Here is a 26,986-nt window from a genome sequence, read left to right as displayed (position 1 = left end):
AGGGTTAATTTAAAGCTTTTACCGGGAAAAGTGATTTTATGACCACAAATGGCACAAGCTGAGTTCTGTATGGGCAATTCCTGTATTTTAATAAGTTAAGCTTCGCAGATAAGCAATGCTTTTTGGAAGATTCACCAATTCCTCATCGCTTTCATCTTCGATGAACATATGCTTGATACCAAGCTTGTTAGATTCGCGAAGAATACCTGGAATATCCAGTTCACCTGTGCCCAGCACCACATCATTTTCAGGCCCCGTTAGACCGGTCATGTCTTTTGCCGCTCCTTTACGAAAATCTTTCAGGTGTAGGGAAACCCACCTCTTCCCATATTTTTTAAGTAAATTCACAGGATCTCCCCCACCAAAATGAGTCCACATTACATCCATTTGGAAGGAAACATATGCCGGATCAGTGTTCCTGACGATGTAGTCGAATAAGGTACCCTTACCATATGGCTGGAATTCATAGCCATGCACATGGTACATAAATGTGATTCCATTTTCAGCCAGCACTTTCCCTCCCTCATTAAAGGCCTTGATTGCGCGGTCTGCATTCTCCTTGGTGAAGTCACCATCATGAGGTAGCCAAGCAACCATCACATATTTTGCCCCAAGCTCTTTTACCCGATCAGCCACCATCTGAGGATCGGACTCCAATTGTTCAAATCCAGTTCCTGTGGACGGAATATTAATCCCTCTTTCTTTGCAAAGCTTAAGAAACTCTTCTGTAGCGATTCCTTTAGGTGCACCACCTTCCAACTCGGTAAAACCCATTTTCTGAATTATGTCCAAGGTAGACTCTACTCCATTTGCCCAATGATTTCGAAAAGAATAGGATTGCACGCCAAGTGGCGTTTGCAGAAGTGGATCTCCTTTCTTCTGCCCAAATACTAGCATGGGAAGCAAGCCGAGCACTAAAACGGCTAGCAGTAGTAGGTTTGTTTTTTTCATTTCAAGGTTGTAAAAGTGTAAGTTTTTAAGCGGGAAAGATTCATAACCACAGTCTGCGAACTGTTTCTTTATCCATTAAAGATTCTGGCGATTTAATTCATCTACCGCATAATTAGCAGCGCGAGCCGTCAAAGCCATGAAGGTCAGTGTAGGGTTTTGGGTGCTGGTACTTGTCATACAGGCGCCATCAGTGACAAAAACATTTTTGCAATGATGCAATTGATTGTATTTGTTCAGCAGGGAAGTTTTGGGATCATGCCCCATTCTCACCCCGCCCATCTCATGAATATCCGAACCTGGGTCTGAATGGGAATCTTCCACTTTGATATTGGTGAAACCTGCTTTTTCGTACATCAGCGTCTGCTGCTCCACGAAGTCCGCCACCATTTTATCGTCATTTTCTTTCCACTCTACCGAAAGGATGATTTGCGGGATACCATAGTTGTCTACTTGATCTGTGCTAAGTCGAACATGATTATCCTCCACAGGAACTGTTTCACCCTGCATCCAGGCAGCCATATGCCAAATTCCATATTTTTGATTGAGCAGGTTATCACGTAGCTGATCGCCGATCATTGTGGTATCTGATCCCAAACCACGACCGCCGGACATGCCTATCGAATATCCTCTTAGGAAATCTGTGTCTTGCTTGAATACATTTCTGAATCTAGGTACGTAGGCATGGCCGGGATTTCTTCCATCATTGAATTTATCCACGAAGCCTTCATAGCTTGCATTTCCTTTTCCCCGATAGTTATGACAGGCCAGGAATTTACCCATTAACCCATTTTCATTTCCTATTCCTGCAGAAAAAGTAGAAGATTTTGAATTAAGCAAAATGGCGTTTGAGGCTATCGTAGAAGCATTCACGAAGATTATTTTGGCATAAAACTCGACTGCTTCTTTCCTATTTCTATCGATAATTCTGACGCCAGTAGCTTTGCCTTTGGCGTCATCATAAATAATCGACTCCACCACAGCATCTGGACGAACAGTCAGATTTCCTGTCTTTTCTGCCCAAGGCAATGTGGAAGCATTTGCAGAAAAGTAGCCTCCGTAAATACAGCCACGATTGCACATCCCCTGATGTTGACACTTATTTCTTCCTTGTTTACGATGGATTTCCTGTGGATCTGTAAGATGCGCACATCGGCCTTGGATCAAATACCTGTTTTCAAAATTGGAAGCCAATTGCTCTTTGTAATAGCGTTCTATACAACTTAACTCAAATCCAGGCATCACCTCAGAATCCGGCAATTCGGCAAGTCCATCCTTATTCCCGGCGATTCCTGCAAATCTTTCCACATAAGCATACCAAGGCTCCATGTCTTTGTAGCGGATAGGCCAATCAACGGCAAATCCATCGCGTGCCGGGCCTTCGTAATCAAAATCACTCCACCGCTGGGTAGCTCTTGCCCATAGCAGCGACTTCCCTCCTACATGGTAACCCCGAAACCAACGAAATGGCTTCTCCTGAATGATCGGTTGCTCATCTTCAGCTAAGGCCCAATGCGCTGTTTCTTCGCGTAGCCAGCGGCTTCCGCCAACTCCTGCCCTCTTCTCCAATGGTACAGCACCTCGAAACTCAAACTCCCAAGGAGCTTTCGATGCGGTCGGGTAATCCTCAATATGTTTGACCATTCTGCCCCGCTCTAACACAAGAGTTTTTAGACCTTTTTCTGTAAGTTCTTTGGCAGCCCAACCTCCACTGGCACCGGAACCTATTACGATTGCGTCATAGGTTCTTTTCTCTTTTGAATCTTGTAGCATATCTGATTAGGTTTGGGCAGGTAGATCAACGCAGCCGTGATAATATCCCGGCGCGACTTTGTAATTTCTATAGCCCACCATGACTTCTTTGACGGTGGTAAATCCTGTAATCGTTTCAGATTTCATTAAATCAAAAAACTCACGGTCGCCTTCATTTTCAGAAGAGGCCAATGAAAGTAAAAGTGATTCTCTATTTTCTTGAGGAAGTTTATAAAAGCTTTTAGCTAATTTACTCCCTGCATGAGAGTCCAATGCAGCCAATTGAACTTTGATTTGATCCTGATCTTCCTTTGAGTAACAGTGCTCAAAAAGTTTCATCAGATAAACATCAGTACCTGTGCTGAGTGCTCCAATTGGTTTGGCATCTGGTGATGGGGTGTTGGGAGGTAAACCTTCCGGAATGATGGTGTCTGCAATCGCAGAAATGAGCTTTTCTTCTTTTACGGTGAAAAACCCGCTGTGATTCATTCCGTCGAGCAGCTGCCACTTCCAGTCTGCCAGCACGAGTCCGGCAATTCCAACGGCAGTTCCACCCAGTATTTTGAGGGACCTTCTTCGGTTCATAATAGGTTAGATTGGGTTTTATTGATTCCAATATACAGAATTCATTACTATACAAAACATCAAATCCTCCAAAGGCAGAACAGCTGGATCAGTGGTTTTCAGCACGATGAGATTTTTTAAAGACTTAGTCTTTCCACCAAAAATGGTAGAATAATCTAAAATTCAAATTATCTTGAACACTGATTAACAAACAAACCTATTTATGAAAAACCTATTTAGATCCCTGCCTGCTTTAGCGGCGGTAACGTTACTTGCATCCTGCTCCAAACCTACGGAAACTACCGAAACGGTCACCGAAACTGAAGTAGCAGATACCACATCCAAGTATCTTTCACAGCCTTTGATTTCAGATCATTACACTGCAGATCCATCGGCACATGTATTTGATGGGAAGATCTACATCTATCCATCACATGATGTGGAGTCCGATGTGCCTGAGGATGATCTGGGAGCACATTTCAATATGATGGATTACCATGTTTATTCAATGGATTCACCTAACGGAGCAATTATAGCTCATGGAAAAGTACTGGGGGTGGAGGATATTCCTTGGGCAAAAAGACAACTTTGGGCACCGGACGCAGCTGAAAAAGATGGTAAATATTACCTGTATTTTCCCGCGAAAGATAAAAATGATATCTTCAAAATAGGTGTAGCGGTAGGTGACTCACCAAAAGGTCCATTCACAGCACAGCCAGAGCCGATCAAAGGAAGTTACAGCATAGACCCAGCCGTTTTTCAGGATAGTGATGGTGAGTACTACATGTATTTCGGCGGCATTTGGGGTGGACAATTGCAGAAGTATAGAAACAATAAATTTGAAGATAAAGGGAATGCTCCTACAGACGGACTTCCAGCGGACGATGAGCCTGCTTTAGGACCTATCATTGCCAAAATGAGTGGAGATATGTTGCAGTTTGCTGAGACACCAAAGGAAATCAAGATTCTGGACAAAAATGGAAATGAGCTTCTGAACGGGGACAATAATAGACGATTCTTCGAAGCTGCCTGGGTTCATAAATTCAACGAAACTTATTATTTATCCTATTCCACAGGAGACACTCACTTCATCGCTTATGCCACAGGAGACAATCCCTATGGCCCGTTTACTTACCAAGGTGTAGTATTGAATCCTGTGGAAGGATGGACTAACCACCATTCGATTGTAGAAGTGGACGGGAACTGGTTTATTTTCTATCATGACACCCAACTTTCTGGAAAAACACATCTTAGAAATATCAAAGTGGCCCCATTGAGCCATTTGGAAAATGGAAGCATTCAGAAAATAGAACCAGTCAGGCAAGGAAAGTAAAACAAACTTCATTTATAAAATAAGAGTAACCAAAGGGGGCATTAAAAAAGTCCATCAAATAGGTGTGAAAATATAAATTAGCCCTCTGAGAATCGTTTATTTGCGAACTGGTGAACAGAAATCCCCAACTAGCTAAAGCAGAATGACTTATGAATTCATATCTTCATAAGCCATTTTTTTAGAAGTAGTTTTTTTTAGTGCCTTCACCCAAAATGACTCCTTTTTATTTTTACGTTAGTCTATGTAAACCAATACGTACTTACATGAGAAAAACCACTACACTTTTCAGTGGAAAGAATAAAAAATGAAGTAGCGTGTTCCCCTAAAGCCTGACAAAAATCCTCTTTAGCATATTGGAACCGTAAACTACCTATCTGTATAATTAAATGAAAATCCCAACGAAAAATATGCCCTGAGTTTATGGTCTTTGGAGTTGGAACTGAGCCCCGCACTGATAGGTCCTAAAAAAGACTGATAGGAAATATCCGCCCCATAGCCGAAGTAATGATCTTCCTGCAATAACTGGTTAAAAAAATCAGGATCATTCAATGGCAGATGTTCACTGAAGCCCAGCACATTCGCTCCAGCTCTAAGATAAATCTTATTGAAGGGGATAAATTGAAAATCTGCACCAAGTTTTAAGTAATTGCTGGTCTGAACCTCTGCATAATTCAAGCCCCAAAACCTTGTATCGGTAAATCGAATGTTTTGATATCCACCAACAAAATTTTGGCTAAAAATCTTATCTTCATCCTCATTTGAAATGACCATAGCACCGGCAACTTCCGGAACAAACTGCCACTTTACACCGATGGGAAAAAGCTTTGAATATCTACCTAGAATGGTCAGATAGGGATTTGGTGTAATGTCATCGATAAATTCTTCCAGATAGCTTCTTGGTACTCGCATTGATCCTGAACCGGTATTGATCTGCACCGAATCCACACCTGGATGAAGATTGACTCCCAACCAGTCTTTGAAATGGAGCGTAGCCTGAAGAAGGCTTTCTGCTCCCTTTGTAGGGAAATTCCGGTCATTCTGGGAATTTCTGTAATATTTCACTCGCCCACCAAAATAATTCTGATAGGCACTTTTCAAGTCCTCTATATCCGAAATCGAAAACCTGTACTTTGATTTATACAAATCAAATACTCCACCTACATAAAACGCTTGCTTTAACGAAGATGTGGAAATCATCTGTGCTTCTATGCGCGTGTTTCTGCCTCTTTCGATTTGCTCTACCTCTCCATTTTCATAAATCGGCAATTGCTGTCGGATATAATTTGCCCGCAGATTAAATGCAAATTTCTTATTTACACCGGTGTATTTGTAATAATCTAGCCTAAGCTTTGGGTTTTCAGATACATCGGCTAGCAAAACTGTACGAGAATTGTGACCCAGCGCATCTCTAGCCGTAAGATTCAATAGCACTCCAGCGGAAAACTGATTATCGTAATGTATCGCCGTACTAAGGAGTATGCTGGGCTTCTCTTTGATCCGGATTTTCATATCATACTCATCATCTAATCCTTTGGCAAGGGTATAGTCTACTTTATAAAAGCCATTCATCCCAAATACCCTTCGTACCCCGGCTTCCAATTCCTCGCGGCTCACAAGACCTCCTTTTTTCATGTTGAGTTTTGATCTGATCAGGTCTTTGGAAAAAAGCCTGTTTCCGACAATTGAAAGCTCACCTAATCTTACGGATTCTTTCACTTCCCTCAGTCCTTCTGCCAAATCTTTTCTTCCCAGACTATCTGCCAAATGTTGAAACTGTGGGTAGAATTCTTCCCCGGTTTTGATCCCTAAGTCCAATATTTCCCGGAATGCAGAAAAGCTACCGGTAGAAAAGTCTTTCAAATCAGGTTTAATATAAATATCTGTAGCGTCAATATGTGCTTGTGTTACACTCAGCGAAGGGGCCATGGCAATCTGCATCAAAATTCCACCAAAACCACCGAGCTGGTCGATTTCCTGAAAATCTTCAAAACTCACATTCACCCCGATCACAATATCTGCTCCCATTTCCCGCACAATGTCCACTGGGAAATTATTCACCACCCCACCATCTATTACGGAAGTACTGTCCAATTCGAAAGCGGTAAAAGCTGTAGGAATAGCAATTGATGCGCGGATCGCATCCTGAAGATACCCTCTGTCAAACACAACTGCTTTACCAGTTCGGATATCGGTAGCTACACATCGGAAAGGAATAGGAAAATCGTCAAAGCTCTCATAAGAATTTGCCGGCCAGGTAAAATAATGCAATACATCAGAAAGCACCTGTCCTTCTATCAGCCCAGAGGGAAATGCAATCTTTCCATCAACTACAGGAAACTCGAGTAAGTACCTGTTATAATATTCCTTCTCTTCAAAAGCAATTTCCTTAAAGCTCACCCGGTTACTGATCACCAATCCCCAATCAATATTTTTGATGATTTCCTCAAGTTGGTCTGCACTATATCCTAAAGAATAGAGTCCTCCCACCACGGCCCCCATACTTGTGCCTACTATATAGTCAGGCTTTATCCCAGCTTTCTCCAGAGATTTGAGGATTCCTACATGTGCGATCCCCTTTGCCCCCCCACCGGAAAGCACCAAACCTATTTTAGCAGAATTGCTTCCCGCAGGAGCAGTTTTACTTGTTTGGGCGAATACCTGTCGAAAAGCCAGACAGATTAAAATAAAAATTAGAAGGATGAAGTTTCTGAGCATTTGGATAAAAATGTTTGCTACTAAAAGTGGTGTATATTTTTCAAAGTAGCTCCGATGGATCAGAAAATATAAACAGCTTTTCCAAAATTCCAAATCGCGCCATTCTTTATAATTTTTTGATTTTTCGCAAATCACTCATAAGAAACTCCATAAATTAAAGAAGAAATAACAAACCATGACCTTTAAACCCAGCAAATCTGGAAGTATTCTAATGTTTATTTGAATACTTCCAAGATGAAAATAATTTTTCAACTTGCGCTCTAACAAATGATTATTTTAAGATGTAAATTTTCATACACAAAAAACATTTTTAATTATGAAAAAGGCAATTACAATTCTTACCTACACCTTAGGCACGCTGATTTTACTTATCCTTATTGGAGTCGCCTTTGTCAATTTTACATTTCCAAAAGTCAAATCGGCCCCTGAATTGACAATTGAAAAAACTCCAGACAGGGTAGGTCGGGGAGCTTACCTAGCAAATCATGTGACCGTATGTGTGGACTGTCATTCTACTCGGGATTTCTCCCTTTTTTCAGGCCCCATCAAACCAGGAACGCTGGGAGCAGGCGGTGATAGATTTGACCAAAACATGGGTTTTCCAGGGGTGTTTTATGCAAAAAATATCACTCCAACAGGTATTTCAGATTATTCTGATGGGGAGCTTTATCGACTAATCACTACGGGAGTTACCAATGAAGGCAGACCAATGTTTCCACTAATGCCATACTCCTATTATGGAAGGATGGATCAAGAGGATATTTACGACATTATTGCTTACATACGCTCGTTGGATCCAGTGGAGAATGAAGTACCGGATTCTAAAGCAGATTTCCCTGTGAATTTTATTCTAAAGACTATTCCAACAGATGGGACACCTGAAGAAAAGCCAGAAAAATCTAATCAAATTGCATATGGGAAATACCTTATCAATGCGGCCGCCTGTAAAGAATGTCATACACCCGTAGATGGCAAAGGTGTGATCGTTCCAGGAAAGGAATTTTCTGGCGGCCGTGAATTTTCCTTTCCGGACGGATCAATTGTCCGTTCTTCCAATATTACACAAGACAGCCAGACAGGTATTGGCAATTGGTCTAAAGAAATGTTTGTAGGCAAATTCAAACAATACTTGGATTCAAATTATCATTTGCCAGAAGTTGCCCCTGGAGAATTCAACTCGATAATGCCTTGGGTAATGTACGCAGGAATGGAGGAAGACGACCTGGAGGCGATTTACATATACTTAAAAACCGTTGACCCAATACCAAATCAGGTAGTAAGATTCTCCCCTCCTTTCTAATAGATAGAAATTATCAAACCCAGTAATTATTAAACCTACCTTCTTACTTCACGTAAAAATGGTAGGTTTTTCTATTTAAAATGAAATCCCGACCTTTGCCTACTGTATGAAATCAATCATCTCATCTATAATGCTCCTATTTTTCCTGACAGGTCAGGTTAACTTGACCTTGGCGGCGCATTACTGTGGAGATGAATTGAAAAGCACCGAAGTCACTGTAGCTCCCGGGCAAATCGATTGTTGTGGAGGGGCTTTAGAGAAAATCCCTGATCCGGATTGCTGTTCTGATGAGTATACTTCATCTGATTCCGATGACTATTTCGGCAAGGCACAGTTTCATATCCAGCTTTCTCCGGAATTTGTGTTGGCATACGTGCTTACTTTTCCCGGCATTCAGCTTGAAGCTGTTCATATTCCAAACCCCGAATACCTCTTCCCAGATCGGCCGATACCTGATCTGAATATCCTTTACCAATCCTTTCTGATTTAAGAACTGCTTGATTTTTTATTCGCCCTAAGCGAAATGTAATCTAGTTATACACAAGCAATTCTATATGAAATCAATAATTCTATTTATAGGATGCATGATTGTTTCTTCTCTTCTTTTGGCACAAAACATAGTCAAAGGTAAAGTACAATCGGCCTCCAAAGAGTCTCTGATCGGGGCAAGCATCAAACTTTTGGACAAAGAACAGGGAGCCATCACTAATATAGACGGTCACTTTGAGTTGGAAAATGTTCGGCAATCTGACCGATTGGTCGTATCCTATCTTGGGTACGAACAGGACACTTTAGCCCCTATATTTGATAGTGAAATGCTCATTACGTTGGAAGAAAGTGGCAAAGCACTGGATCAGGTGACCGTCAAGGCAAGATCTGAATCAGTGGTAGACGAAGCCCCTTTCCTCAATATTCTTATCACCGAAAACGAACTCCAGAAAGCCGCTTGCTGCAATCTCTCTGAGAGTTTTGAGACAAATGCGTCAGTGGATGTCTCCTATGCAGACGCTGTCACTGGCACCAAGATGATCCAGATGATGGGCCTTGACGGTCGTTATGTGCTGATCAGTAGGGAAGGAATTCCGAATATCCGTGGATTGAATTCCAGATTGGGCCTCACCTTTGTACCCGGAACATGGATCCAATCCATTGATGTAGGCAAGGGAGCCGGAACTGTAATCAACGGCTACGAATCTATGACCGGCCAGATCAACGTGGATCTTTTCAAACCCGAATCCATGGATACCTGGTACCTCAATGGCTATCTTAATTCCTTTGGAAGGATGGAAATCAATGCAAATCATCAGATTCCAATCAGTGATAAATGGAGCTCGGGAGTATTGTTTCATGCAAGTCAACTGAACACGGAAGTAGATGGGAATGACGATGGTTTTATGGATTTGCCAAAAGCAAGGCAGCTAAATTTCCTAAATCGATATAAGTATGAAGGTGATCGGCTGATGGCGCAGATTGGTGTAAATCTATTTATGTCAGATAATGCCGGTGGGCAAAAAGGTTTCGGTGTCAACAGTGACCTATCCACAAGTACCATGTATGGCTACGAAATGGACACCCGAAAAGCTGAGATTTTTGGCAAACTTGGAATGATCTACCCAGAGAACCCCACCCAGAGCTGGGGTTTTCAATATTCCCTATCCTATCAGAATTTCAATGGCGGCGCAGGAAGAAGATTATATCAAGGCATTGAGAAGACTGCTTACGGGAATTTCATTTACCAGAATATCATCGGTTCAAGCTTTCACCAATACAAGACCGGAGCTAGCATTCTTTACGATGATATTGAAGAAAGCTTTGATTCTAATACGCCAACGGGCCTGGATACGACAATGTATCGAACAGAAAAAGTACCAGGGCTTTTCTTCGAATATAATTTTATTCCAACTGATAAAATCACTCTTGTAGCTGGAGCGCGAACGGATTTTCATAATCTATTTGGCACTTATTTTACACCTAGAATACATGCCAGATGGGAATTTATCCCAAAATGGACAGTAAGAGGATCTGTAGGAAAAGGATATAGAACCCCCAATGCCTTGATGGAAAACAGCATGGTATGGGTTTCTTCCAGGGATATTATTTTCAATGCTGCACTGCAACCTGAAGTCAGTTGGAACACAGGAATCAGTCTCGCTGGAATTTTCAGTATTAAGGATAAACCATTAAGCCTTGTGACGGATTATTTCTACACTACTTTCGAAAACCAACTAGTGTACGATCAAGACATAAGTTCCAGTTTACTGGTGATCAATAATCTGCAAAATGGCTCATTTGCCCGCAGCTTTCAGGTGGAAGCGAGTTATCCAGTGACTGAAAAGTTGGCTATTAAAACAGCCTATAAACACTATGAAAACCTCATGACCACTAATGGTATCCTACAGCAAGTCCCCTATCAAAGTCAGGACCGCTTTTTCATGAATTTGGCCTACGCTACCAAATATGATAAGTGGAAAGCAGACATGACTGTAAACTGGAATGGGCCAATGAGAATTCCTGATACAAGTGGAAGTCCTGTAGAATTCCATCAGCCAAGTAAATCTCCTGATTTCTTCATGTTAAATGCCCAGATTAGCCGTGGATTTCGCTGGGGTAGCATCTACTTAGGTGGAGAAAACATCTTAAATTTCAAGCAATCAAATCCAATCATTGATCCGGAAAATCCTTTCGGACAAAATTTCGATGCTTCCATGACGTGGGGACCAATAGCCGGAAGAGTCATTTACACTGGAGTCAGATATAAAATCAACTAATAAAGACTATGAAAAAGCTAATCTTAACCTTGTTTATTGCGATTTTTGCATTTGCTGCCCAGGCGCAGGTGAAAACAATCGGCATCAAAACATCAGCCATCTGTGAGATGTGCAAGGCTACATTGGAAAAGGATCTTACCTTCGAAAAAGGTGTGAAATCCGTGAATCTTGATTTGGATACCAAAGTGTTGAACATTGCCTATTTGGATTCTAAAACCGATCCAGACAAGCTCAGAAAGCGTGTGACCATGGTAGGCTACAATGCAGATTCACTGAAGCGTGATCCAAAAGCCTATTCAAAGCTGGACGAATGCTGTAAGGACGGTGCTCATGATGATGAATTACCAAAGAAAAAAGACAATTAAGACCAAAAGCTTCTCGGAACCGGGAAGCTTTTTTTTAGCTATGCTGCCTGCCTCCCCTTCCCAATCCATTATAAACTGCTTTATTCCTAAATGTACTTGAACACCAGTTTTATCCAAGGCGCTAAAAGGAAACTTTCTCTCTCGCTCTATTTCACGCAAAGGTGAATTGCCACTAATATGGATATGAAAATTTAACTTCCTAGCGTTTGCTCTGTTCTTTTCTGTAAAGACAAAAATGAATGGACGGAGCGGATTTAAACACTTAGAATCGAGCGTGTCACATGCATACGGGATCACACACAGGGATGATTATAATGCATATGAGATTCTTCCGAAATGAGTTTGGGACACACCCATGTGGCTTTAGACAAAAAATTATTATACTTGAAATGATTTTTTTTGACCGTCTTCGGTCAATACTGTCCGAAAACCCCAGCCTTAAATTTTATAAACTCCCCTTTCCAGCAAACTGGTGTTATTTTTCTTTTCGGTATAGATCTGGGGGTATAAAAACGTTTGGTTCTTATTCCGAAAACTCTTTGATACCTATGTTTCAAAACTACCTCACCTCCCTCTGGAGACATGTTTCCAAAAATAGGGCTTTTACTTTTATCAATATCTCAGGGCTTGCTATTGGGATGTTAGCTTGCCTTCTAATTTCACAATTTGTATTGCATGAGCTGAGCTACGATAATTTCCTCGATAAAAAGGACAGGATTTTCAGGATACAGCAAGACCGATATGACAAAGGAGAACTTTCTACTCAATGGGCAGCAGGAGCTGCAGGTATCGGACCTGACCTAAAAGCACATTTCCCAGAGGTTAAAGCTTATACCCGCCTGACCAACAGGGCTGCTACGCTTTCTACTGGCGATACTTTCTTCAAAGAAGAGAATCTATATTATGCGTCAGAAGATTTCTTTACTATTTTTTCAATAAAACTTGTCGAAGGAATTGATTCCCTAGTTTTAAATGAACCTAATAAGATGGTTTTATCTCAATCTATGGCCAAAAAGTATTTTGGAAATGAGATTCCTATAGGCAAAACATTGAAGGCAAACGGAAACTTGGAATTTGAAATTTCTGGAGTTTTTGAAGACCTCCCAGTAAATACCCATATGAAAATTGATGCTTTGGGTTCATTTATCACGTTGGAGAAAATGTCGAATGACCCTTTTTTGACTTGGAATTGGGATGGCTTTTTGACTTATATTCTTCTGGAGGAAAACACTGATGCAAAATCACTGGAAGCCAAATTCCCGGATTTTGTGCAGGCTACCCATGGTGACGAATTGAAAAAATATAATGCCGGGATTGAATTTCACCTTCAACCAGTAGCTGACATTCATTTGGATTCAGATTACATTATGGAATTTAAACCAAATGGGAACAGGCAGTCGGTTAATTTTTTGTCTGTCGTGGCTCTTTTGATTATGATTATTGCCTGGATCAATTACATCAATCTTTCTACGGCAAAATCTATTGAGCGCGCGCGCGAAGTGGGCATTCGCAAGGTAATGGGAGGATATCGAGCCCAACTTATTCAGCAGTTTTTAACAGAATCATTGTTTTTGAATTTCATGGCAGTGATTCTTGCTGCAGGCTTAGCGATTTTACTGACACCTTGGTTTAGCAGCCTCACCGGAAGGGAGCTAGGATATCAGTTATTTTTGCAACCCGCTTTTTGGTTGATTTTGTTTGGTTTGATTGTTTTGGGCGCAGTGATGTCAGGTTTATATCCGGCATTTGTCCTTTCTTCTTTTCGGCCGGTAGAAGTTTTGAAAGGAAAATTCAAAAATTCGGACTCAGGTGTTTTATTGAGAAAAGGCATGGTGGTCACTCAATTCATTGCATCCATTACCCTAATGGTGGGGACTTTTACAGTCTATCAGCAACTTGGTTTTATGCAGAATCAAGATTTAGGTGTTACTATTGATCAAACAGTGGTTCTTCATGCCCCAAGTGTAACTGACTCGACTTATAGGCAAAAGTATCAGGTTTTCAAGCAGAATATCTCAAGTAACACAGGTGTGATTTCTGTGACAGCCTCTACTTCAGTTCCAGGAAGCCAACCTGGCTGGAATGCCGGAGGGATCCGAAGATTGAGTCAGGGAGAGGATGAACAAAACCAATATCGGGTCATCATGACCGATGGCTCCTTCAATAAAAGTTTTGGTCTGAAGATGCTTTTCGGGCGTGAATTTTCGGATGACATCGCCAATGAACACAAGAATGTTATACTAAACGAAACTGCCACCCGATTAATGGGTTTTTCCTTACCCGAAGAAGCTATCAATGACCAGATTTTCTTTTGGGGAGACACATTCAACATTGTTGGCGTTATGAAAGATTATCATCAGGAATCTCTCAAGAAATCATTTGATGCCTTGGTCTTTCGCTACAATGAAGCACCAAATGGGTTTTACTCAGTCAAAGTAAATACCGGGGAAATCCAAGAATTGATGTCAACTCTTGAAGCAGATTGGCAAGAAGTTTTTCCAGGCAACCCTTTTCAATACTTCTTTTTGGATGAGCACTTTGATCAGCAATATAAGTCAGATCAACAATTTGGAACTATCTTCAGTATTTTCACAGCACTAGCCATTTTTATTGCCAGCTTAGGCTTATTTGGCCTGTCTTCGCTTACAGCCATACAGCGTACGAAAGAAATTGGAATCCGTAAGGTAATGGGCGCCTCATTAGTTGGTTTGTTGCGATTGATCACCAAAGATTTTATCATTCTGATCTTCATAGCTATTCTGTTTTCAGTTCCACTTTCCATTTGGATTATGAATTCCTGGCTTCAGGATTTTGCCACCCGGATTCCCTTATCGTGGTGGATTTTTGCCCTTCCGAGTTTTGCTGTTGTGATCATCACTTTGGTAACTGTCAGTGTCCATACTATCAAGGTTGCAATGATCAATCCGGTCAAATCACTGACCTATGAATGAGCCAAATACCAGAATTAAGACTATTCTCATTTGTCCATAAAAAGGATTTTCGAAGATTCAAAAAAGTAAAACGGCGATGACATACTAAATAAAAAAGACACTGGCCAATGTAATTAATATAACACTACCACACCACCCTATTATCATTTTAAACCAACACCAACTCAAACGACCGAAAAGCATCCAGCATTGGATCGGCTGGATCAAGTTCAGTGACGAGTGTGTGGACTGCGGTCATATCACAGGTCTTGTATTTTTGGACTGAATGAAGCTTATCTGAAACGGTCAAAATAATTGTCTTTTTTGCAGCTCTGATCATCGCCTGCTTTACCTGAATAACTTCCCAATCAAATTCGGTAAGGCCAAATTCTGCATCCAAATAGCCCGTTCCAAGAATACACAAATCCACACGTAACTGCGAAAGCGCATTCACAACAGTTCCACCCACTGCAAACTTCGCATCATGAAGGAGTTTTCCCCCTAGAAAAATCACTTCTACATTTTCATGATCCAGTAAGGCCATCGCCACATGAAGACTTGGAGTGAATACTGTTAAAACCAATTTCTCAGGAATAAGTTTTGCCACTTCCATGTTGGTAGTGCCTCCGCTCATCAAAATGACCTGGCCATCTGTAAGCAGCGAAACTGTCTTTTCAGCAATGGAAATTTTCTTTGACTTCAGATAAATATTCCCATCATCTTTAGTGAAAGTCATAAAACCGAAGGAAGTCGCTCCACCGTGTACCTTTTTGAGCTTCTTTTCCTTGTCCAACTCTTTTACATCCCGTCTCACGGTATCGATGGACACGTTCAATGAATCTGACAAATCATTCAGCAGCACCCGATGGTGCAAATGAACCTGGTCCAAAATATACTTCTGTCTTTCTTCTTTCAGCATGGGATAAGAATGGTTGAGTTTGGGAAGCTAACAAAAACAGCAAAAACTTGCAAAAATATTTCTTGATTGGAATTTCTGGCAAAAAATTGCGGGCCATCATTGCCTATCCTGCAATTTTCTGGGTAGTTTAGCTGTGAAAAGCAATTATTCTCATCGAATTAAAAGACCCTTTTTAGCAAAAAACCATGAAGCTTTATTTCTCAAATTGTATCCTCTTTCTATTCGGAATCTGTGTTTTTTCACTTTTTATTAGTTCCTGTAGTTCTAAATCTACTTTTAGAATAATCGAGAAACCCATCACCTGGAATCAGGAGAGGGAGGAACTTTCAGTGAAATATCTCAAAGACCATCATGACCTAGAGCAGAGAACTGCAACTATTGACCCCAAAATGGTTGTTGTTCACTGGACAGCAATTGAAAACATAGAAGTGACTTTTGATGTTTTTGACCCTGCTACTTTGACTGGTAGAGATGATTTGACGGGAGCTAGTAATCTAAATGTTTCAAGTCAGTTTTTGATCGACCGGGACGGCACGATTTTTAGACTATTGCCGGATACTACGTTTGCAAGACATACAATCGGATTAAATTATTTGGCTATTGGGGTCGAAAATATCGGCAGCGATGATATGCCATTGACCAAAGAGCAACTGAAAGCTAATGAAGAACTGATTAGATACTTGGAGAGAAAATATGCAATCGACTATGTAATTGGTCATCATGAATATCAAAACTTCCAAACAACTGACCTTTGGAAAGAAGCTGATCCAGACTACCGTACGGTAAAAACCGACCCAGGAGATACCTTTATGAAGAAACTCCGAAAAAATCTGTCAGACCTAAATCTAAAACCTGTACCTACGCTCTGATTACCCATTTATGAAATTCCATTCTAGGCATCTCTTTATTATTCTGGCTTTTGCCCTCCTATTCACTGCCTGTAAATCTCAAAAAAATGCTTCACCGGGAAGCAGACCTTCTGGTACAATTGCCACTCCACCAACCCAAAGTCCAGGGGCTAACCTCCCGGCAAAAAAGCTGCCGATGGCTTCCGTTGCTTTGCGGCCACTTACTTATCAAATGCCAGAGATGCCCAGAGAATTCCGTGGAGTCTGGATAGCGACAGTAGCTAATATCGATTGGCCTATTTCTCCAGATGATCCGTATGAAAAACAAAAACGTGACTTCCTTAATCTTCTGGATTACTACAAAGCCCTCAATTTCAACGCAGTTATTGTTCAGGTTAGAACTGCCGGAGATGCATTTTATCCAAGTAACCTCGCCCCATGGTCAAAATACCTGACCGGAAAACAAGGCAAAGCTCCAAATACAACCGAGAATCCACTTACCTGGATGATCAATGAATCCCATGCCAGAGGGTTGGAATTTCATGCCTGGCTGAATCCGTATCGGGCTACCATGAATCTGAATACCTCCGAACTCAGCCCTGACCACGATTATAATTTGCATCGGGACTGGATGCTGAAATACGACACCAAATATTATTACAATCCAGGGCTGCCGGAAGTGAAGGCTCATTTATTGGCAGTGATCAAGGAAATAGTCGATAACTACGACATCGATGCAATTCACTTCGACGACTACTTTTATCCTTATAAAGTCCCAAAATTAGCATTTCCTGACAAGGCAACTTACGACAAGTATAAAAAGCCTGGACAATCCCATGACGATTGGAGAAGAGACAATGTAAACGAGTTGATCCTTGCGCTAAACCAGACGATCAAGCAAAGTAAGCCATGGGTACAATTTGGGATTTCTCCTTTTGGTGTATGGAGAAATCAGGACAAGGATCCAAAAGGCTCTCCTACCCGTGCTGGGCAAACAAATTATGATGATCTCTATGCTGATGTGTTGCTTTGGATGAAAAACGGTTGGGTGGACTATATGATTCCCCAACTTTACTGGAGCATGGATCATCAGCTGGCTTCGCATCGGATTCTGAACGATTGGTGGGCAAAAAACCATTTTAACACCAACATCTACATAGGAAATGGCCCGTACAAAATCCGTGATGATTCGGACGCTGCCTGGGACAATCCACGCGAAATAAACACGCAGATTTCCTACACACGTACATTGCCTACTATCCAGGGAAATGCCTTTTTCTCGGCAAAATCCATGAAAATCAAAAATCAGGATGTTGCTCAGTTGCTTAAGCGTGAGCTGTATAATGAACCGACATTGCCACCGTCATTTCAGCCCAAAAGCCCTTCGATCATAGATACACCAGTGGTATTCAGCGTAGAAGCCAACTCCGAACTGACTTCCATCCGCATGGCAAATCCGCTTGACCCGGCTATTCGATACGCTTTGATACAGGGCGCAAATGAACTAAACCAACTGGCTGATTCTGAAATCCACCCTGTCTGGGTTGGTGGATTGAGAGCAAGAACTTTGGAAGTAAAAAGTTTGAATACCGAATATCTTGCTATACGTTGGATTGACCATTATGGCCGAATCGTGCAAACTCAAGTTTACCAAATTCCCTAAATTTCCGCTTATGAAATCGACACGATTAAAATCATCATTAAACCACACAGGGCAATGAATATTTTAATCGTCAAAGATTCCATGTGGCCTTAAAAAACAAATTATAAACACATGAAAGACATGCTTGTCCGATTAATAGGTTTACCGGATGTATCTATAGAAGAGGCGCGTCTGATGAAAAAGGAGAAAATTGTCTTTCGGAGAGCTATAGCTCCTGAGAAACACTTAGTAAGTAATTGGGTGTTGGAGCATTTTGGGAAATATTGGAAATCGGAAACTGAAGTTGCTTTTAGCAGGCAACCGGTGTCTTGCTGGCTAGCACAAAGGGAAAATGACATTCTTGGCTTTGCCTGCTATGAAAGTACAGCGAGAAACTTCTTTGGTCCGACAGGTACAATTGAATCAGAACGGGGAAAAGGAATAGGCAAGGTATTGCTTATCAAAGCACTGGAATCCATGCGGGAAATGGGTTACGCCTATGCGATCATCGGTGGTGTGGGTCCGGTAGGATTTTATGAAAAAGCTGTAAATGCCAAAACAATCGAAGGTTCAGAACAGAATATTTACGAAAATCTGATCCGCGAATCATGAGCAAAACTCCCCAAAGAAACCCATGGCTCTGGATCCCTTCGCTTTACCTGACCGAAGGGATTCCTTACATCGTCATCATCGTAGTGTCAGTAATCATGTACAAAAAGCTCGGTGTTTCTAATTCTGATATTGGTTTATACACGAGTTTGTTATACTTGCCTTGGGTCATCAAACCCATATGGAGCCCGGTTGTAGATCTTTTTGGAACAAAGAGAAAATGGTTTTTGACAATGCAGTTCATTCTATCTCTAGTTTTTTTAGCAGTGGGGCTGACCACTGCGGGGAATAACTTTTTCTTTATAACTCTCGCATTTTTCTGGATGGGAGCTTTTGCTTCTGCTACCAATGACATTGCTTCTGATGGCATGTATCTGATCGCACTGAAGCCGGAGCAGCAATCCTTTTTCGTAGGTTTGCGCGGAACCTTCTATCGAATCGGAATGATCACCGGGCAAGGACTTATTGTGATGGTGGCTGGTTATCTGGAAACTACTTTGGGAGACAATACCAAAGCATGGTCATACACAATGACTATTGTCGCTCTTTTGATGCTTTTATTGACATTGATCAATTCTTTGGCCACACCGAAAATCGAAGAGGGAACAGCCGGAGTTAAATCCAGGGAAGCAAATTTCGGTAAAATTTTCACTACCTTCTTTACCAAGAAAAACATTGGGATTTCACTTGCTTTTGTCCTTCTCTACCGATTAGGAGAATCTCAGTTGGTAAAAATGGCATCCCCTTTTTTACTGGAAGGAAGACAAACAGGCGGATTGGGACTAAGTACCTCTGAAGTTGGTTTCCTGTATGGAACCATAGGTGTAATTGCCTTGCTGCTCGGAGGGATTCTCGGAGGGATTGCAATTTCTCGCCATGGACTGGGCAAGTGGATGATCCCTATGGCACTCTCGCTCAACCTTCCAAATTTGCTTTACATAGGGCTAGCACACTTCCAGCCGGAAAATATCTTCTTCGCGGGCACTGTAGTTGTTATCGAGCAATTCGGCTATGGATTCGGCTTTGCAGCTTACATGATCTTTCTTATTTATTTGGCCGAAGGGCTTTTCAAAACCTCACACTACGCTTTGGCAACAGGCTTTATGGCTATGGGCATGATGTTTCCAGGAATGATTTCGGGCTATATCCAAGAATGGCTCGGATACACCGGATTCTTTATCTGGGTAGGGATCGCGATGATTCCTGCACTGGCAATAGCCGCAAGTGTGAAGTACCCGAAGGAGTTTGGGAAGAAAATGGAATGATTTAGGAAGTCAGAATTACGATCTTTGGATTTTTGTTGTACCTCGAACTTCATCTTCTAATTCCATCCTTACCAAATTTCAATTCACAAGAAATATTACGATTTTACAATCTTTCAATTTCCCTATGAGTTTATCCAAAATCCAAAAAATAGCCCAATGCTTTTCTCCGGCAGCATTCATTCATGACTCGGAGGAAAATTATCAAGCCATGGAGAAACTGATCCAAGAGGAGGAAATCGGCGGATTAACATTTTTCCATAGCCGTCATTCTGCTGCCGCCAACTTCGAAAAACGCGCTGAAGTACTGGAAGTAAGCGGAACCTTGGAGAAAATGGTCACATTAATCAATCGCTATCAGGCTATTTCAAAAACTCCTTTGCTGATCAGCATCGACGGGGAATATGGCTTGGCAATGCGGATCGAAAAAACACCTCAATACCCATTTGCGATCACGCTTGGGGCTATTAAGAAAAACGCACCGGAATTGATCGAAGAGGTAGGCTATAGAATGGGGCTGGATATGAAGCAGGCTGGAATCCATCTGAACCTTGCCCCATGCTCAGATGTAAACACCAATCCAAACAATCCGGTAATTGGCTACAGATCTTTTGGAACTGACCCTGAAAAAGTAGCCAAGAATTCTTTAGCAATGTATCAAGGAATGAAAAAAGCAGGAATCAGCGCTTGCCTAAAGCATTTTCCCGGACACGGAGACACGCAGACGGATTCTCATTTGGGACTACCAGTGATTCAAAAGACTAAAAAGGAATTGGAAAACGAAGAGCTTTTACCTTTCCGAATTGGAATTGATAAAGGTGTAGAAATAATTATGGTGGGTCATCTGGCCGCTCCCGCTCTGACTGGAGGAAAGGAAATCGCTGCCAGCATCTCACGGGAGATTATTACTGATCTATTGAAAACTGAGATGGGATTTGAGGGAATCGTGATTTCTGATGCGCTCAATATGAAGGCTGTGGCAAACCAATTCCCCATTCCTGGCCAACTCGAATGGGAAGCTTTCCATGCAGGGAACGATATTTTGTGCTTTTCAGATTATGTAAAGGAAGGAATTGAAAAAATTTCTGAAAATGCCTCAGATGAGGACGTTGATACGGTCTTTGAAAAAATCTGGAAACTGAAAGAAAAGCTTGGAGTTTTTGATTTCAACCAATTGGAATTTCCGCAATTCGATTGGGAAAACCATTCAAAGTTTCAAAGTCTGCTTGCCATGGAATATGTGTCCGTGACTTCCGGGAAGATTGATTCTTTAGAATTGAAGAGATTGGCTAAGGAAGAGAAACTTGCACTTAGAAGCTTTTTCAAAAATGAGACAACCTTCTCGAAAAAACTTAATGAATTATTCGCTTCAGATTTAAGAGCAATTTCAATTGAACAAGCTGAAAAAGTAATTGTTTCGGTTTTTGTCCCATCACACAAACCGCTTAATCAATTTGGAATGGATGAGAAAGTGCTGAAAGAAATCAATGAGCTAGTTCTATCTAAATCTTGTATTTTGGTTCATTTCGGAAATCCCTTAGCTTTAAAGCATCTTGGGAATTTGGGAGATTTTGAAGCTGTGATCTGCGGCTACCAGAGTTTTGAGGAAGCTCAGGAAGTGGCTCTCACTTTACTCTAAAACATTTCATTCTTCCTTCTCAATACCTGGCCCCTGCGTATCTCTCAGTGTCCTCCTATGCGGTTAAAAAATCACCATAAAAAAAGCCGGCATCCTTTCGGAAAACCGGCTCCAAAGAAATCATTACGCATTTGCCGCTGGGTTAATCAGCTACAATTACATTCTGACTTCTTGTATTAAACTCCCTCTAATTCGATTTCAGCCTTTACTAATACTGCTTCTTTTTTCTGATCCTTTACTTTACCCAAGGTTTTTTCGGCAAATCCCTTCAACGTAAAGTTTTCACCGTTATCCTCCTCGTTTTCATAGATAGACATGGAGTTATCCAGTGCTTCGATCTGAAAATCGATAAAAGCCATATCAAAATCCTCACCGCTAAGTAGTGCTAATTCATCATATTTTGCCTGCATGGCTTCAGTGATTCCATCGGAAATTTCTACATCTGTGCCATCTACAATTCCTTCCAGTTCAGTTTTACTGTCTGTATTTTCCGACACCAGCATAGTCGCATATTCTATAACAGAATCATCCTCGCCATTGTCTAGTGCAAGTTGGCCGAAACTGATCTGTGCATTAATATTCTCAGACGAAGAAACTGCGAAATTTCTGTCTTGCTGATTGTAGCTATCTACAATCGGGTCATCATCTTCATCTTCACAGGAAGTCATTCCCACAAGACAAAGCGCCGAAAGCATCACTGCCGCGGAGGTGCGGATCTTTCTAAACTTAGATGCTTTTGCGATTTTGGGTTGATCAATCATTTTCATAAGAAATTAAGTTGGTTTAGTATTCCATCTTATTCTTACAAAGGCCATACCTATGCCCTAGATAGCATTTTAAAGCTATATTTCTGATTTCTCCCTGGGTAATACTTACTCAGTATGCAGAAAAAAATTCTCCTTTCTGATGTGATTTTTCTTAGTTTTCCACCAATTCCCAAATCTCAAATGGAATATAATCCAGTTCTTCTTCCTGATTTACTACTTTAACTAGTATCTTATTATTTGTCAAGATCATTTCAATCAGTCCTGAAGTATTGTCAACTCTCCAGGCAATTGAACTCCATTCTTAAAAAGAATTATTCGCTGAAATTCGGGATTAAACATCCGGTAGGGCTTAACTTGACTTTTCAACAGTTCTAATGTAGCTCACAGGAAATACCTTATCTTCTATTCCTTCAAATACTTTTCTACTAGATAATGGAATTACCGATTGGATTATCTGCCTATCAGCATCATAGTAATCAATCATTTCCATTTTGTTTGGAGGAACATCGCTAAAAACAATAGTAGTAATATTGGATCCATTTACTATAAATGAAACATCATGCCCTCTTGTCAAAGGAACAAACTTAGACCATGGCCCAGATTAAACAACCGTAGTTGTCTTCGGCCCAAACTTGACTTACTTATCCTATTGAATTTAAGGTCGTATTTCACAAGCTCTAATGAGGTCTGAACAAACACATCACCCGCTGGAGAAAACCCCATAGCCAATGCAGATGACTGGTAATCTTCCGGCCCCTCTCCCTGTCTTTTTTGACTGCTGACTATCTTGCCCTCTGCATCAAAAACTGCTAGCTCTATGCCTTCAGACCGTTTATCGATAAAGCCCAAAAAAACATTTCTTTTCAGGTCATAATCCCTAATTGCTACTTCTGCAAGACTTTCAATATGGAATTCGCTTACTTTTTTGAACCTATATTCCTTTAGCAGAAAGAGTGAAGGATAAAAAAAGTAGTACTTAACGCCAGTAAAGTTTCAGCTGGTTTGTTTCTCATGGGTCTATCAATTAAAAAAACAAATATCTAAAATCATCTCAAAACTAATACCTGATCCTACTTCTATTTCTCTACACCAAACTCATACACAATCTCGTGGTCATATTTCTCTCCTGGAAAAAGATTAGTCGAAGGGAAATTTGGCTTATTTGGGCTGTCTGGCCAAGCTTCTGGCTCCAAACAAAGTGCCCAATGTGGATGATAAACTTTCCCTTCAGCTCCCTCAAAATCCCTCATATGGTTTGATGTATATAACTGCACTCCGGGGGCTGTAGAAAAAACTTCCATCACGCGACCACTTTCAGGATGCTTTACGATGGCGATCTTTATTAGCTCTGAAGAGTTTGCTCTCTTTGTAACATAATTATGGTCAAACCCTTCTCCTAACGCATCCAATTGAGCTCCTAAGTTTTTTGGAGTCTGAAAATCAAAAGGCGTTCCCGCAACACGCTTCACTTCACCGGTAGGAATCTGGCCTGGACCAGTCGGAGTGATCGCATCTGCAAAAATCTGCAGCTGGTGATCCCGCACATCTCCGGAGATTCCGCTCAGATTGAAATAGGAATGATTCGTCAGATTCACCACTGTAGGTTTATCTGTAGTGGATTCAAAGCGGAGTTTTAGTTTATTATCGGCAGTCAGCTCCATCCAAAGTGTGGTCTCCAGATTCCCTGGAAAGCCTTCTTCACCATCCACACTTAGGTACGTCATCTTGACTCCGACGGCATTTTCATTTTTATAGATTTCGGGTTTCCAAACTTTCGCCCCAAATCCTTTAGCTCCTCCGTGTAGCGTATTTTCTCCATTGTTTTTAGTGGTATGAAAAGTCTCTCCATCTAGCGTAAATGAACCTTTACCAATCCTGTTTGCGTACCGCCCGACTGCAGCACCAAGATATGGCCCGTTTTTGGTGAAATAATCTGGAATTTCTTCCAAAGCCAAAACGACATTTTCGAGCTTTCCATTATTGTCAGGAACAATAATTCTAGAAATGATCCCGCCGTAGTTCGTCATCTCCACCTGCATTTTGCCATTATCCAATGTATAATGAAAAACATCTTCGCCATCCAACATTCCTACCTTTTCTCCTTTGATGGAAAGTACAGCTGACTCTTTGATAACCATTGAGTTGGTTTGGGCAAAACTGAAGGACATAGTTAAAAATATTAGAGTAAAAGCAATTAATTTGTTTTTTGAGGTCATGGGCTGAATTTGAAATTGCAAAATTGTTTTTTCCGTCCTTCTATCTCCGATCTTTTCTGTCATTCTCTTTTGTGATTTGATTCGATTGTATCCAACTGCTTCTTAAGCTCATTTCTAGTATATACTTTACCTTTCATGACGACAACGAATGGTTCTTTTAACGTATTCAAATCTTTCAAAGGATTATTTTTCACCAGCACGAAATCTGCCGAAGCTCCTTCCTTAATGACTCCCCATTCTCCTTCCTGATCAAAATACCTCGCCGGATTCACAGATCCCGTTTTCAAAATCTCATAATTAGACATACCGGCCTGAGACATCAATGCGATCTCATGATGAATGGAAAATCCGGGAACGTTAAATACCTGCGGGGAATCCGAAGACATCAGCACCGGAACTCCAGCCTGATGTAAAGTCATAAATAGCAGATTTCGGAATTCCAGGTAGGGTTGTACGTTTTCCTCAGTCAAAACTCCAGACCTCTCAAGTGGAGTTTTGGCATTGATCCAGCTTTGTACCTGGTCCTCCGACATGTACTTCATCTCAGGAATATTCCGGTATTCTTCCGCAGGAGTAGACCCAAAATATCGATCAAACAAAGTCAAAGTCGGTGCAATCCAAGCACCCGTCTCTAGTGTCATATCCACCAACTCCGGCAATTTGTCTATATCAGCCTCCTCCACCAAAAGCATAGTGAATGGACCTGCAAGCTTAGGATCCAAAACTCTGGAATAATCCGGAACCATAGCCTCTATATAGCCATCCATGTGCTCTATAGATTTATAACCATTATTCAGACTGGCCTCCAGTCCAACATCCAAAGAAACATGTCCTCCAAAAGGAATATCCAATTCCTTCGCTGTTTTGGCAATTGCCAGGAATTCATCCATTTCCAATCCTGGATGCAACTTCAAATGATCGTATCCAGCAGCCTTTTCGGCTTTAACTATCTGTATTGCCTGCTCCGCAGAAGTAACAGTAGAGCCGCTAAAGGAAGGCCCGGAGAGAAAAAGCCTTGGTCCATCCAATTCTCCGGACTCTATTCTTTCTTTCAGTGAAAGATGTGAAATATGTCCGATCATCCCTCGAACACGCAGGATACCATTGGCCAAATAGAGCCACATTGCTTCTTCCTGAAGTTGCGTATTACCTTGTTGTGCCACGGGGATATGAGAATGAAATTCAGCCAATCCGGGAAACAAATAAGATCCCTGCCCATCAAAAACCTGACTTGCCTCTACGTTTTTAGCCTGATCCATAGGAATGATTGATTCGATCTGACCGTCTCTGATGAGAACCGACTGATTTTCCAAGATCTGATCATTCTCCATACTCAGGATATGAACATTGGAAATAAGTGAAGTCTGAGAATATGCTAAAGAAAATGAAATAGGAATCAGCAGGAAAAAACAAAGACTTGATTTTTTCATAAAATACTATTGATGAGGAACTTAAATTTCGTTCATAAAAAACCTTAAAACAATCTTTTCTAAAAATACCTTCAGCAAAAAAAGAAGTATGCGGTTGCTTTTCCTAACTAGCTAGTTGCTTGAGTTATTTCAAGCTACTAGCTGAAAGACCCAAATATTTCAATGCCTCAGCTTGCATTTCTGCTGGTGAGTGAACAATATCCAGTTTAAGTCCATAGCCAGGCTCTTCCCAAGTTGCAAATTGTGAGTCAAGCATGGACGCTTTCATGTAATGATTCTTACGAGCAAGCATGCGTTCCCAGATTAACTCACGGCTTCCTTTAAGATGAATCCAGTACATGGCTTCCTGCACCTTCAATAATTGGCGATAGCTTTCTTTCAGCGCTGAGCAAGCCAAAACCGCACCGCCAGCTTTCTCGTACTTGACTAATAGGTCTGCCAAAGCGTGCAACCATGGTAATCTATCTTCGTCCACCAATGGGATCCCTTGACTCATTTTTGCGATATTTTCTTTGGGATGAAAATTGTCCGCATCAAAAAAAGGCAAACCCAACGAATCTGCTAATCCAGATCCAATAGTCGTTTTACCTGTCCCTGAAACTCCTGTAACTATAATTAGCATGGTCGAAAGTTATGGAAAAAAATCCTTCCAGTCCCTCAAAATCAATCAGAAGACCTATGGAACAAAAACGAATTTCAACATACTCATCTATACATTGGAGGGAATGAAAGTGCTGACATATGGAAATTTTCCTTCACTTAGAAAATTAAAGATTAAACTTTTATAAAATTTTTAGTAAAGTTCGTTTTATTAAAAAACATTTTTTAGATTTGTTGACATAGGTTATCAGAGTGGAAAAATTTAAGATTGTAAGTTTAATTATCAGGGCCGTTTAGGTTCTACCGCAAACGAACGACCTTAACAATCTGATTATTTAAGACTTATAAACAGCTAGCTAAAAAAATAGTCCCTATAAAC

22 protein-coding genes are annotated in these 26,986 nt (G+C 41.1%); 11 read left to right on the top strand and 11 right to left on the bottom strand.

Annotated features, from left to right (window positions below; genetic code table 11):
* Positions 1-87 precede the first annotated feature (87 nt).
* From AS141_RS16515 to AS141_RS16505, 3 genes are all read right to left on the bottom strand, one after another.
* Positions 88-951, bottom strand: a complete 864-nt coding sequence (locus tag AS141_RS16515; RefSeq protein ID WP_057938785.1) for a sugar phosphate isomerase/epimerase family protein — start codon at positions 949-951, stop codon at positions 88-90.
* A gap of 75 nt (positions 952-1,026) precedes the next feature.
* Positions 1,027-2,721: a GMC oxidoreductase gene (locus tag AS141_RS16510; protein WP_057938784.1), complete on the bottom strand. Its 1,695-nt coding sequence runs from the start codon at positions 2,719-2,721 to the stop codon at positions 1,027-1,029.
* Between the two features lie 6 nt (positions 2,722-2,727).
* Positions 2,728-3,285, bottom strand: coding sequence for a gluconate 2-dehydrogenase subunit 3 family protein (locus tag AS141_RS16505; RefSeq protein WP_057938783.1), 558 nt, complete (start codon positions 3,283-3,285; stop codon positions 2,728-2,730).
* Positions 3,286-3,487: 202 nt separating this feature from the next.
* Here AS141_RS16505 and AS141_RS16500 point away from each other — a divergent pair, with 202 nt between their 5' ends.
* Positions 3,488-4,597, top strand: a complete 1,110-nt coding sequence (locus AS141_RS16500) for a glycoside hydrolase family 43 protein (protein WP_057938782.1) — start codon at positions 3,488-3,490, stop codon at positions 4,595-4,597.
* A 366-nt stretch (positions 4,598-4,963) separates the two neighbouring features.
* Here AS141_RS16500 and AS141_RS16495 read toward each other — a convergent pair whose 3' ends face one another.
* Positions 4,964-7,312 (bottom strand): patatin-like phospholipase family protein, encoded by a 2,349-nt coding sequence (locus AS141_RS16495; protein ID WP_057938832.1) that lies wholly within the window; start codon positions 7,310-7,312, stop codon positions 4,964-4,966.
* 316 nt (positions 7,313-7,628) lie between these two features.
* On the opposite strand from AS141_RS16495, the gene AS141_RS16490 reads away from it, so the two are divergent.
* The 5 genes from AS141_RS16490 (at position 7,629) to AS141_RS16465 (ending at position 14,696) form a co-directional block, all read left to right on the top strand.
* Positions 7,629-8,612: a c-type cytochrome gene (locus AS141_RS16490; protein ID WP_057938781.1), complete on the top strand. Its 984-nt coding sequence runs from the start codon at positions 7,629-7,631 to the stop codon at positions 8,610-8,612.
* A gap of 106 nt (positions 8,613-8,718) precedes the next feature.
* Entirely contained in the window at positions 8,719-9,102 is a 384-nt protein-coding gene (locus AS141_RS16485) for an HYC_CC_PP family protein (RefSeq protein WP_198293564.1), read from the top strand.
* 64 nt (positions 9,103-9,166) lie between these two features.
* On the top strand, positions 9,167-11,380 hold the full coding sequence (locus AS141_RS16480; RefSeq protein WP_057938779.1) for a TonB-dependent receptor plug domain-containing protein: 2,214 nt from the start codon (positions 9,167-9,169) through the stop codon (positions 11,378-11,380).
* A gap of 8 nt (positions 11,381-11,388) precedes the next feature.
* Positions 11,389-11,745 carry a heavy-metal-associated domain-containing protein gene (locus AS141_RS16475; protein ID WP_082632335.1) on the top strand — a complete coding sequence of 119 codons (357 nt, stop codon included), beginning with the start codon at positions 11,389-11,391 and terminating at the stop codon, positions 11,743-11,745.
* 548 nt (positions 11,746-12,293) lie between these two features.
* Positions 12,294-14,696, top strand: a complete 2,403-nt coding sequence (locus tag AS141_RS16465; protein ID WP_057938830.1) for an ABC transporter permease — start codon at positions 12,294-12,296, stop codon at positions 14,694-14,696.
* 148 nt (positions 14,697-14,844) lie between these two features.
* Here AS141_RS16465 and AS141_RS16460 read toward each other — a convergent pair whose 3' ends face one another.
* Positions 14,845-15,594: a DeoR/GlpR family DNA-binding transcription regulator gene (locus AS141_RS16460; RefSeq protein ID WP_057938777.1), complete on the bottom strand. Its 750-nt coding sequence runs from the start codon at positions 15,592-15,594 to the stop codon at positions 14,845-14,847.
* Positions 15,595-15,779: 185 nt separating this feature from the next.
* Here AS141_RS16460 and AS141_RS16455 point away from each other — a divergent pair, with 185 nt between their 5' ends.
* From AS141_RS16455 to AS141_RS16435, 5 genes are all read left to right on the top strand, one after another.
* Entirely contained in the window at positions 15,780-16,463 is a 684-nt protein-coding gene (locus AS141_RS16455) for an N-acetylmuramoyl-L-alanine amidase (RefSeq protein WP_057938776.1), read from the top strand.
* A 10-nt stretch (positions 16,464-16,473) separates the two neighbouring features.
* Positions 16,474-18,105 (top strand): glycoside hydrolase family 10 protein, encoded by a 1,632-nt coding sequence (locus AS141_RS16450; RefSeq protein ID WP_057938775.1) that lies wholly within the window; start codon positions 16,474-16,476, stop codon positions 18,103-18,105.
* Between the two features lie 111 nt (positions 18,106-18,216).
* Positions 18,217-18,696 (top strand): GNAT family N-acetyltransferase, encoded by a 480-nt coding sequence (locus AS141_RS16445; RefSeq protein WP_057938774.1) that lies wholly within the window; start codon positions 18,217-18,219, stop codon positions 18,694-18,696.
* A complete protein-coding gene (locus tag AS141_RS16440) occupies positions 18,693-19,958 on the top strand; it encodes an MFS transporter (RefSeq protein WP_057938773.1) in 1,266 nt (421 codons plus the stop codon). Before AS141_RS16445 ends, AS141_RS16440 begins: the two co-directional genes overlap by 4 nt.
* A gap of 124 nt (positions 19,959-20,082) precedes the next feature.
* Positions 20,083-21,594, top strand: coding sequence for a glycoside hydrolase family 3 protein (locus AS141_RS16435; RefSeq protein WP_057938772.1), 1,512 nt, complete (start codon positions 20,083-20,085; stop codon positions 21,592-21,594).
* Positions 21,595-21,770: 176 nt separating this feature from the next.
* On the opposite strand, the gene AS141_RS16430 is transcribed toward AS141_RS16435, so the two are convergent.
* The 6 genes from AS141_RS16430 to AS141_RS16405 all read right to left on the bottom strand — a co-directional run bounded on the left by AS141_RS16430 (position 21,771) and on the right by AS141_RS16405 (position 26,629).
* Positions 21,771-22,355 (bottom strand): DUF4142 domain-containing protein, encoded by a 585-nt coding sequence (locus tag AS141_RS16430; protein WP_198293563.1) that lies wholly within the window; start codon positions 22,353-22,355, stop codon positions 21,771-21,773.
* Between the two features lie 355 nt (positions 22,356-22,710).
* The gene (locus tag AS141_RS16425; RefSeq protein ID WP_057938770.1) at positions 22,711-22,935 is read right to left on the bottom strand and encodes a hypothetical protein; all 225 of its coding nucleotides are present in this window, start codon (positions 22,933-22,935) and stop codon (positions 22,711-22,713) included.
* Positions 22,932-23,210: a hypothetical protein gene (locus tag AS141_RS16420; RefSeq protein ID WP_057938769.1), complete on the bottom strand. Its 279-nt coding sequence runs from the start codon at positions 23,208-23,210 to the stop codon at positions 22,932-22,934. Before AS141_RS16420 ends, AS141_RS16425 begins: the two co-directional genes overlap by 4 nt.
* A 227-nt stretch (positions 23,211-23,437) precedes the next feature.
* Entirely contained in the window at positions 23,438-24,499 is a 1,062-nt protein-coding gene (locus tag AS141_RS16415) for an aldose epimerase family protein (RefSeq protein WP_157243505.1), read from the bottom strand.
* A gap of 137 nt (positions 24,500-24,636) precedes the next feature.
* A complete protein-coding gene (locus AS141_RS16410) occupies positions 24,637-26,007 on the bottom strand; it encodes an amidohydrolase family protein (RefSeq protein ID WP_057938767.1) in 1,371 nt (456 codons plus the stop codon).
* Positions 26,008-26,131: 124 nt separating this feature from the next.
* Complete coding sequence (locus AS141_RS16405) at positions 26,132-26,629, bottom strand: gluconokinase (RefSeq protein WP_057938766.1); 498 nt, start codon at positions 26,627-26,629, stop codon at positions 26,132-26,134.
* Positions 26,630-26,986: the final 357 nt, after the last annotated feature.

The sequence above is a fragment of the Algoriphagus resistens genome, from assembly GCF_001442615.1.
GTDB classification, from domain to species: Bacteria; Bacteroidota; Bacteroidia; order Cytophagales; family Cyclobacteriaceae; genus Algoriphagus; species Algoriphagus resistens.
This window is presented reverse-complemented; position numbering and strand designations above follow the sequence as displayed.

Coding starts and splice junctions, on each gene's coding strand:
- AS141_RS16515 (WP_057938785.1), bottom strand. CDS start 951: ATGAAAAAAACAAACCTACTACTGCTAGCCGTTTTAGTGCTCGGCTTG.
- AS141_RS16510 (WP_057938784.1), bottom strand. CDS start 2,721: ATGCTACAAGATTCAAAAGAGAAAAGAACCTATGACGCAATCGTAATA.
- AS141_RS16505 (WP_057938783.1), bottom strand. CDS start 3,285: ATGAACCGAAGAAGGTCCCTCAAAATACTGGGTGGAACTGCCGTTGGA.
- AS141_RS16500 (WP_057938782.1), top strand. CDS start 3,488: ATGAAAAACCTATTTAGATCCCTGCCTGCTTTAGCGGCGGTAACGTTA.
- AS141_RS16495 (WP_057938832.1), bottom strand. CDS start 7,312: ATGCTCAGAAACTTCATCCTTCTAATTTTTATTTTAATCTGTCTGGCT.
- AS141_RS16490 (WP_057938781.1), top strand. CDS start 7,629: ATGAAAAAGGCAATTACAATTCTTACCTACACCTTAGGCACGCTGATT.
- AS141_RS16485 (WP_198293564.1), top strand. CDS start 8,719: ATGAAATCAATCATCTCATCTATAATGCTCCTATTTTTCCTGACAGGT.
- AS141_RS16480 (WP_057938779.1), top strand. CDS start 9,167: ATGAAATCAATAATTCTATTTATAGGATGCATGATTGTTTCTTCTCTT.
- AS141_RS16475 (WP_082632335.1), top strand. CDS start 11,389: ATGAAAAAGCTAATCTTAACCTTGTTTATTGCGATTTTTGCATTTGCT.
- AS141_RS16465 (WP_057938830.1), top strand. CDS start 12,294: ATGTTTCAAAACTACCTCACCTCCCTCTGGAGACATGTTTCCAAAAAT.
- AS141_RS16460 (WP_057938777.1), bottom strand. CDS start 15,594: ATGCTGAAAGAAGAAAGACAGAAGTATATTTTGGACCAGGTTCATTTG.
- AS141_RS16455 (WP_057938776.1), top strand. CDS start 15,780: ATGAAGCTTTATTTCTCAAATTGTATCCTCTTTCTATTCGGAATCTGT.
- AS141_RS16450 (WP_057938775.1), top strand. CDS start 16,474: ATGAAATTCCATTCTAGGCATCTCTTTATTATTCTGGCTTTTGCCCTC.
- AS141_RS16445 (WP_057938774.1), top strand. CDS start 18,217: ATGAAAGACATGCTTGTCCGATTAATAGGTTTACCGGATGTATCTATA.
- AS141_RS16440 (WP_057938773.1), top strand. CDS start 18,693: ATGAGCAAAACTCCCCAAAGAAACCCATGGCTCTGGATCCCTTCGCTT.
- AS141_RS16435 (WP_057938772.1), top strand. CDS start 20,083: ATGAGTTTATCCAAAATCCAAAAAATAGCCCAATGCTTTTCTCCGGCA.
- AS141_RS16430 (WP_198293563.1), bottom strand. CDS start 22,355: ATGATTGATCAACCCAAAATCGCAAAAGCATCTAAGTTTAGAAAGATC.
- AS141_RS16415 (WP_157243505.1), bottom strand. CDS start 24,499: ATGGTTATCAAAGAGTCAGCTGTACTTTCCATCAAAGGAGAAAAGGTA.
- AS141_RS16410 (WP_057938767.1), bottom strand. CDS start 26,007: ATGAAAAAATCAAGTCTTTGTTTTTTCCTGCTGATTCCTATTTCATTT.
- AS141_RS16405 (WP_057938766.1), bottom strand. CDS start 26,629: ATGCTAATTATAGTTACAGGAGTTTCAGGGACAGGTAAAACGACTATT.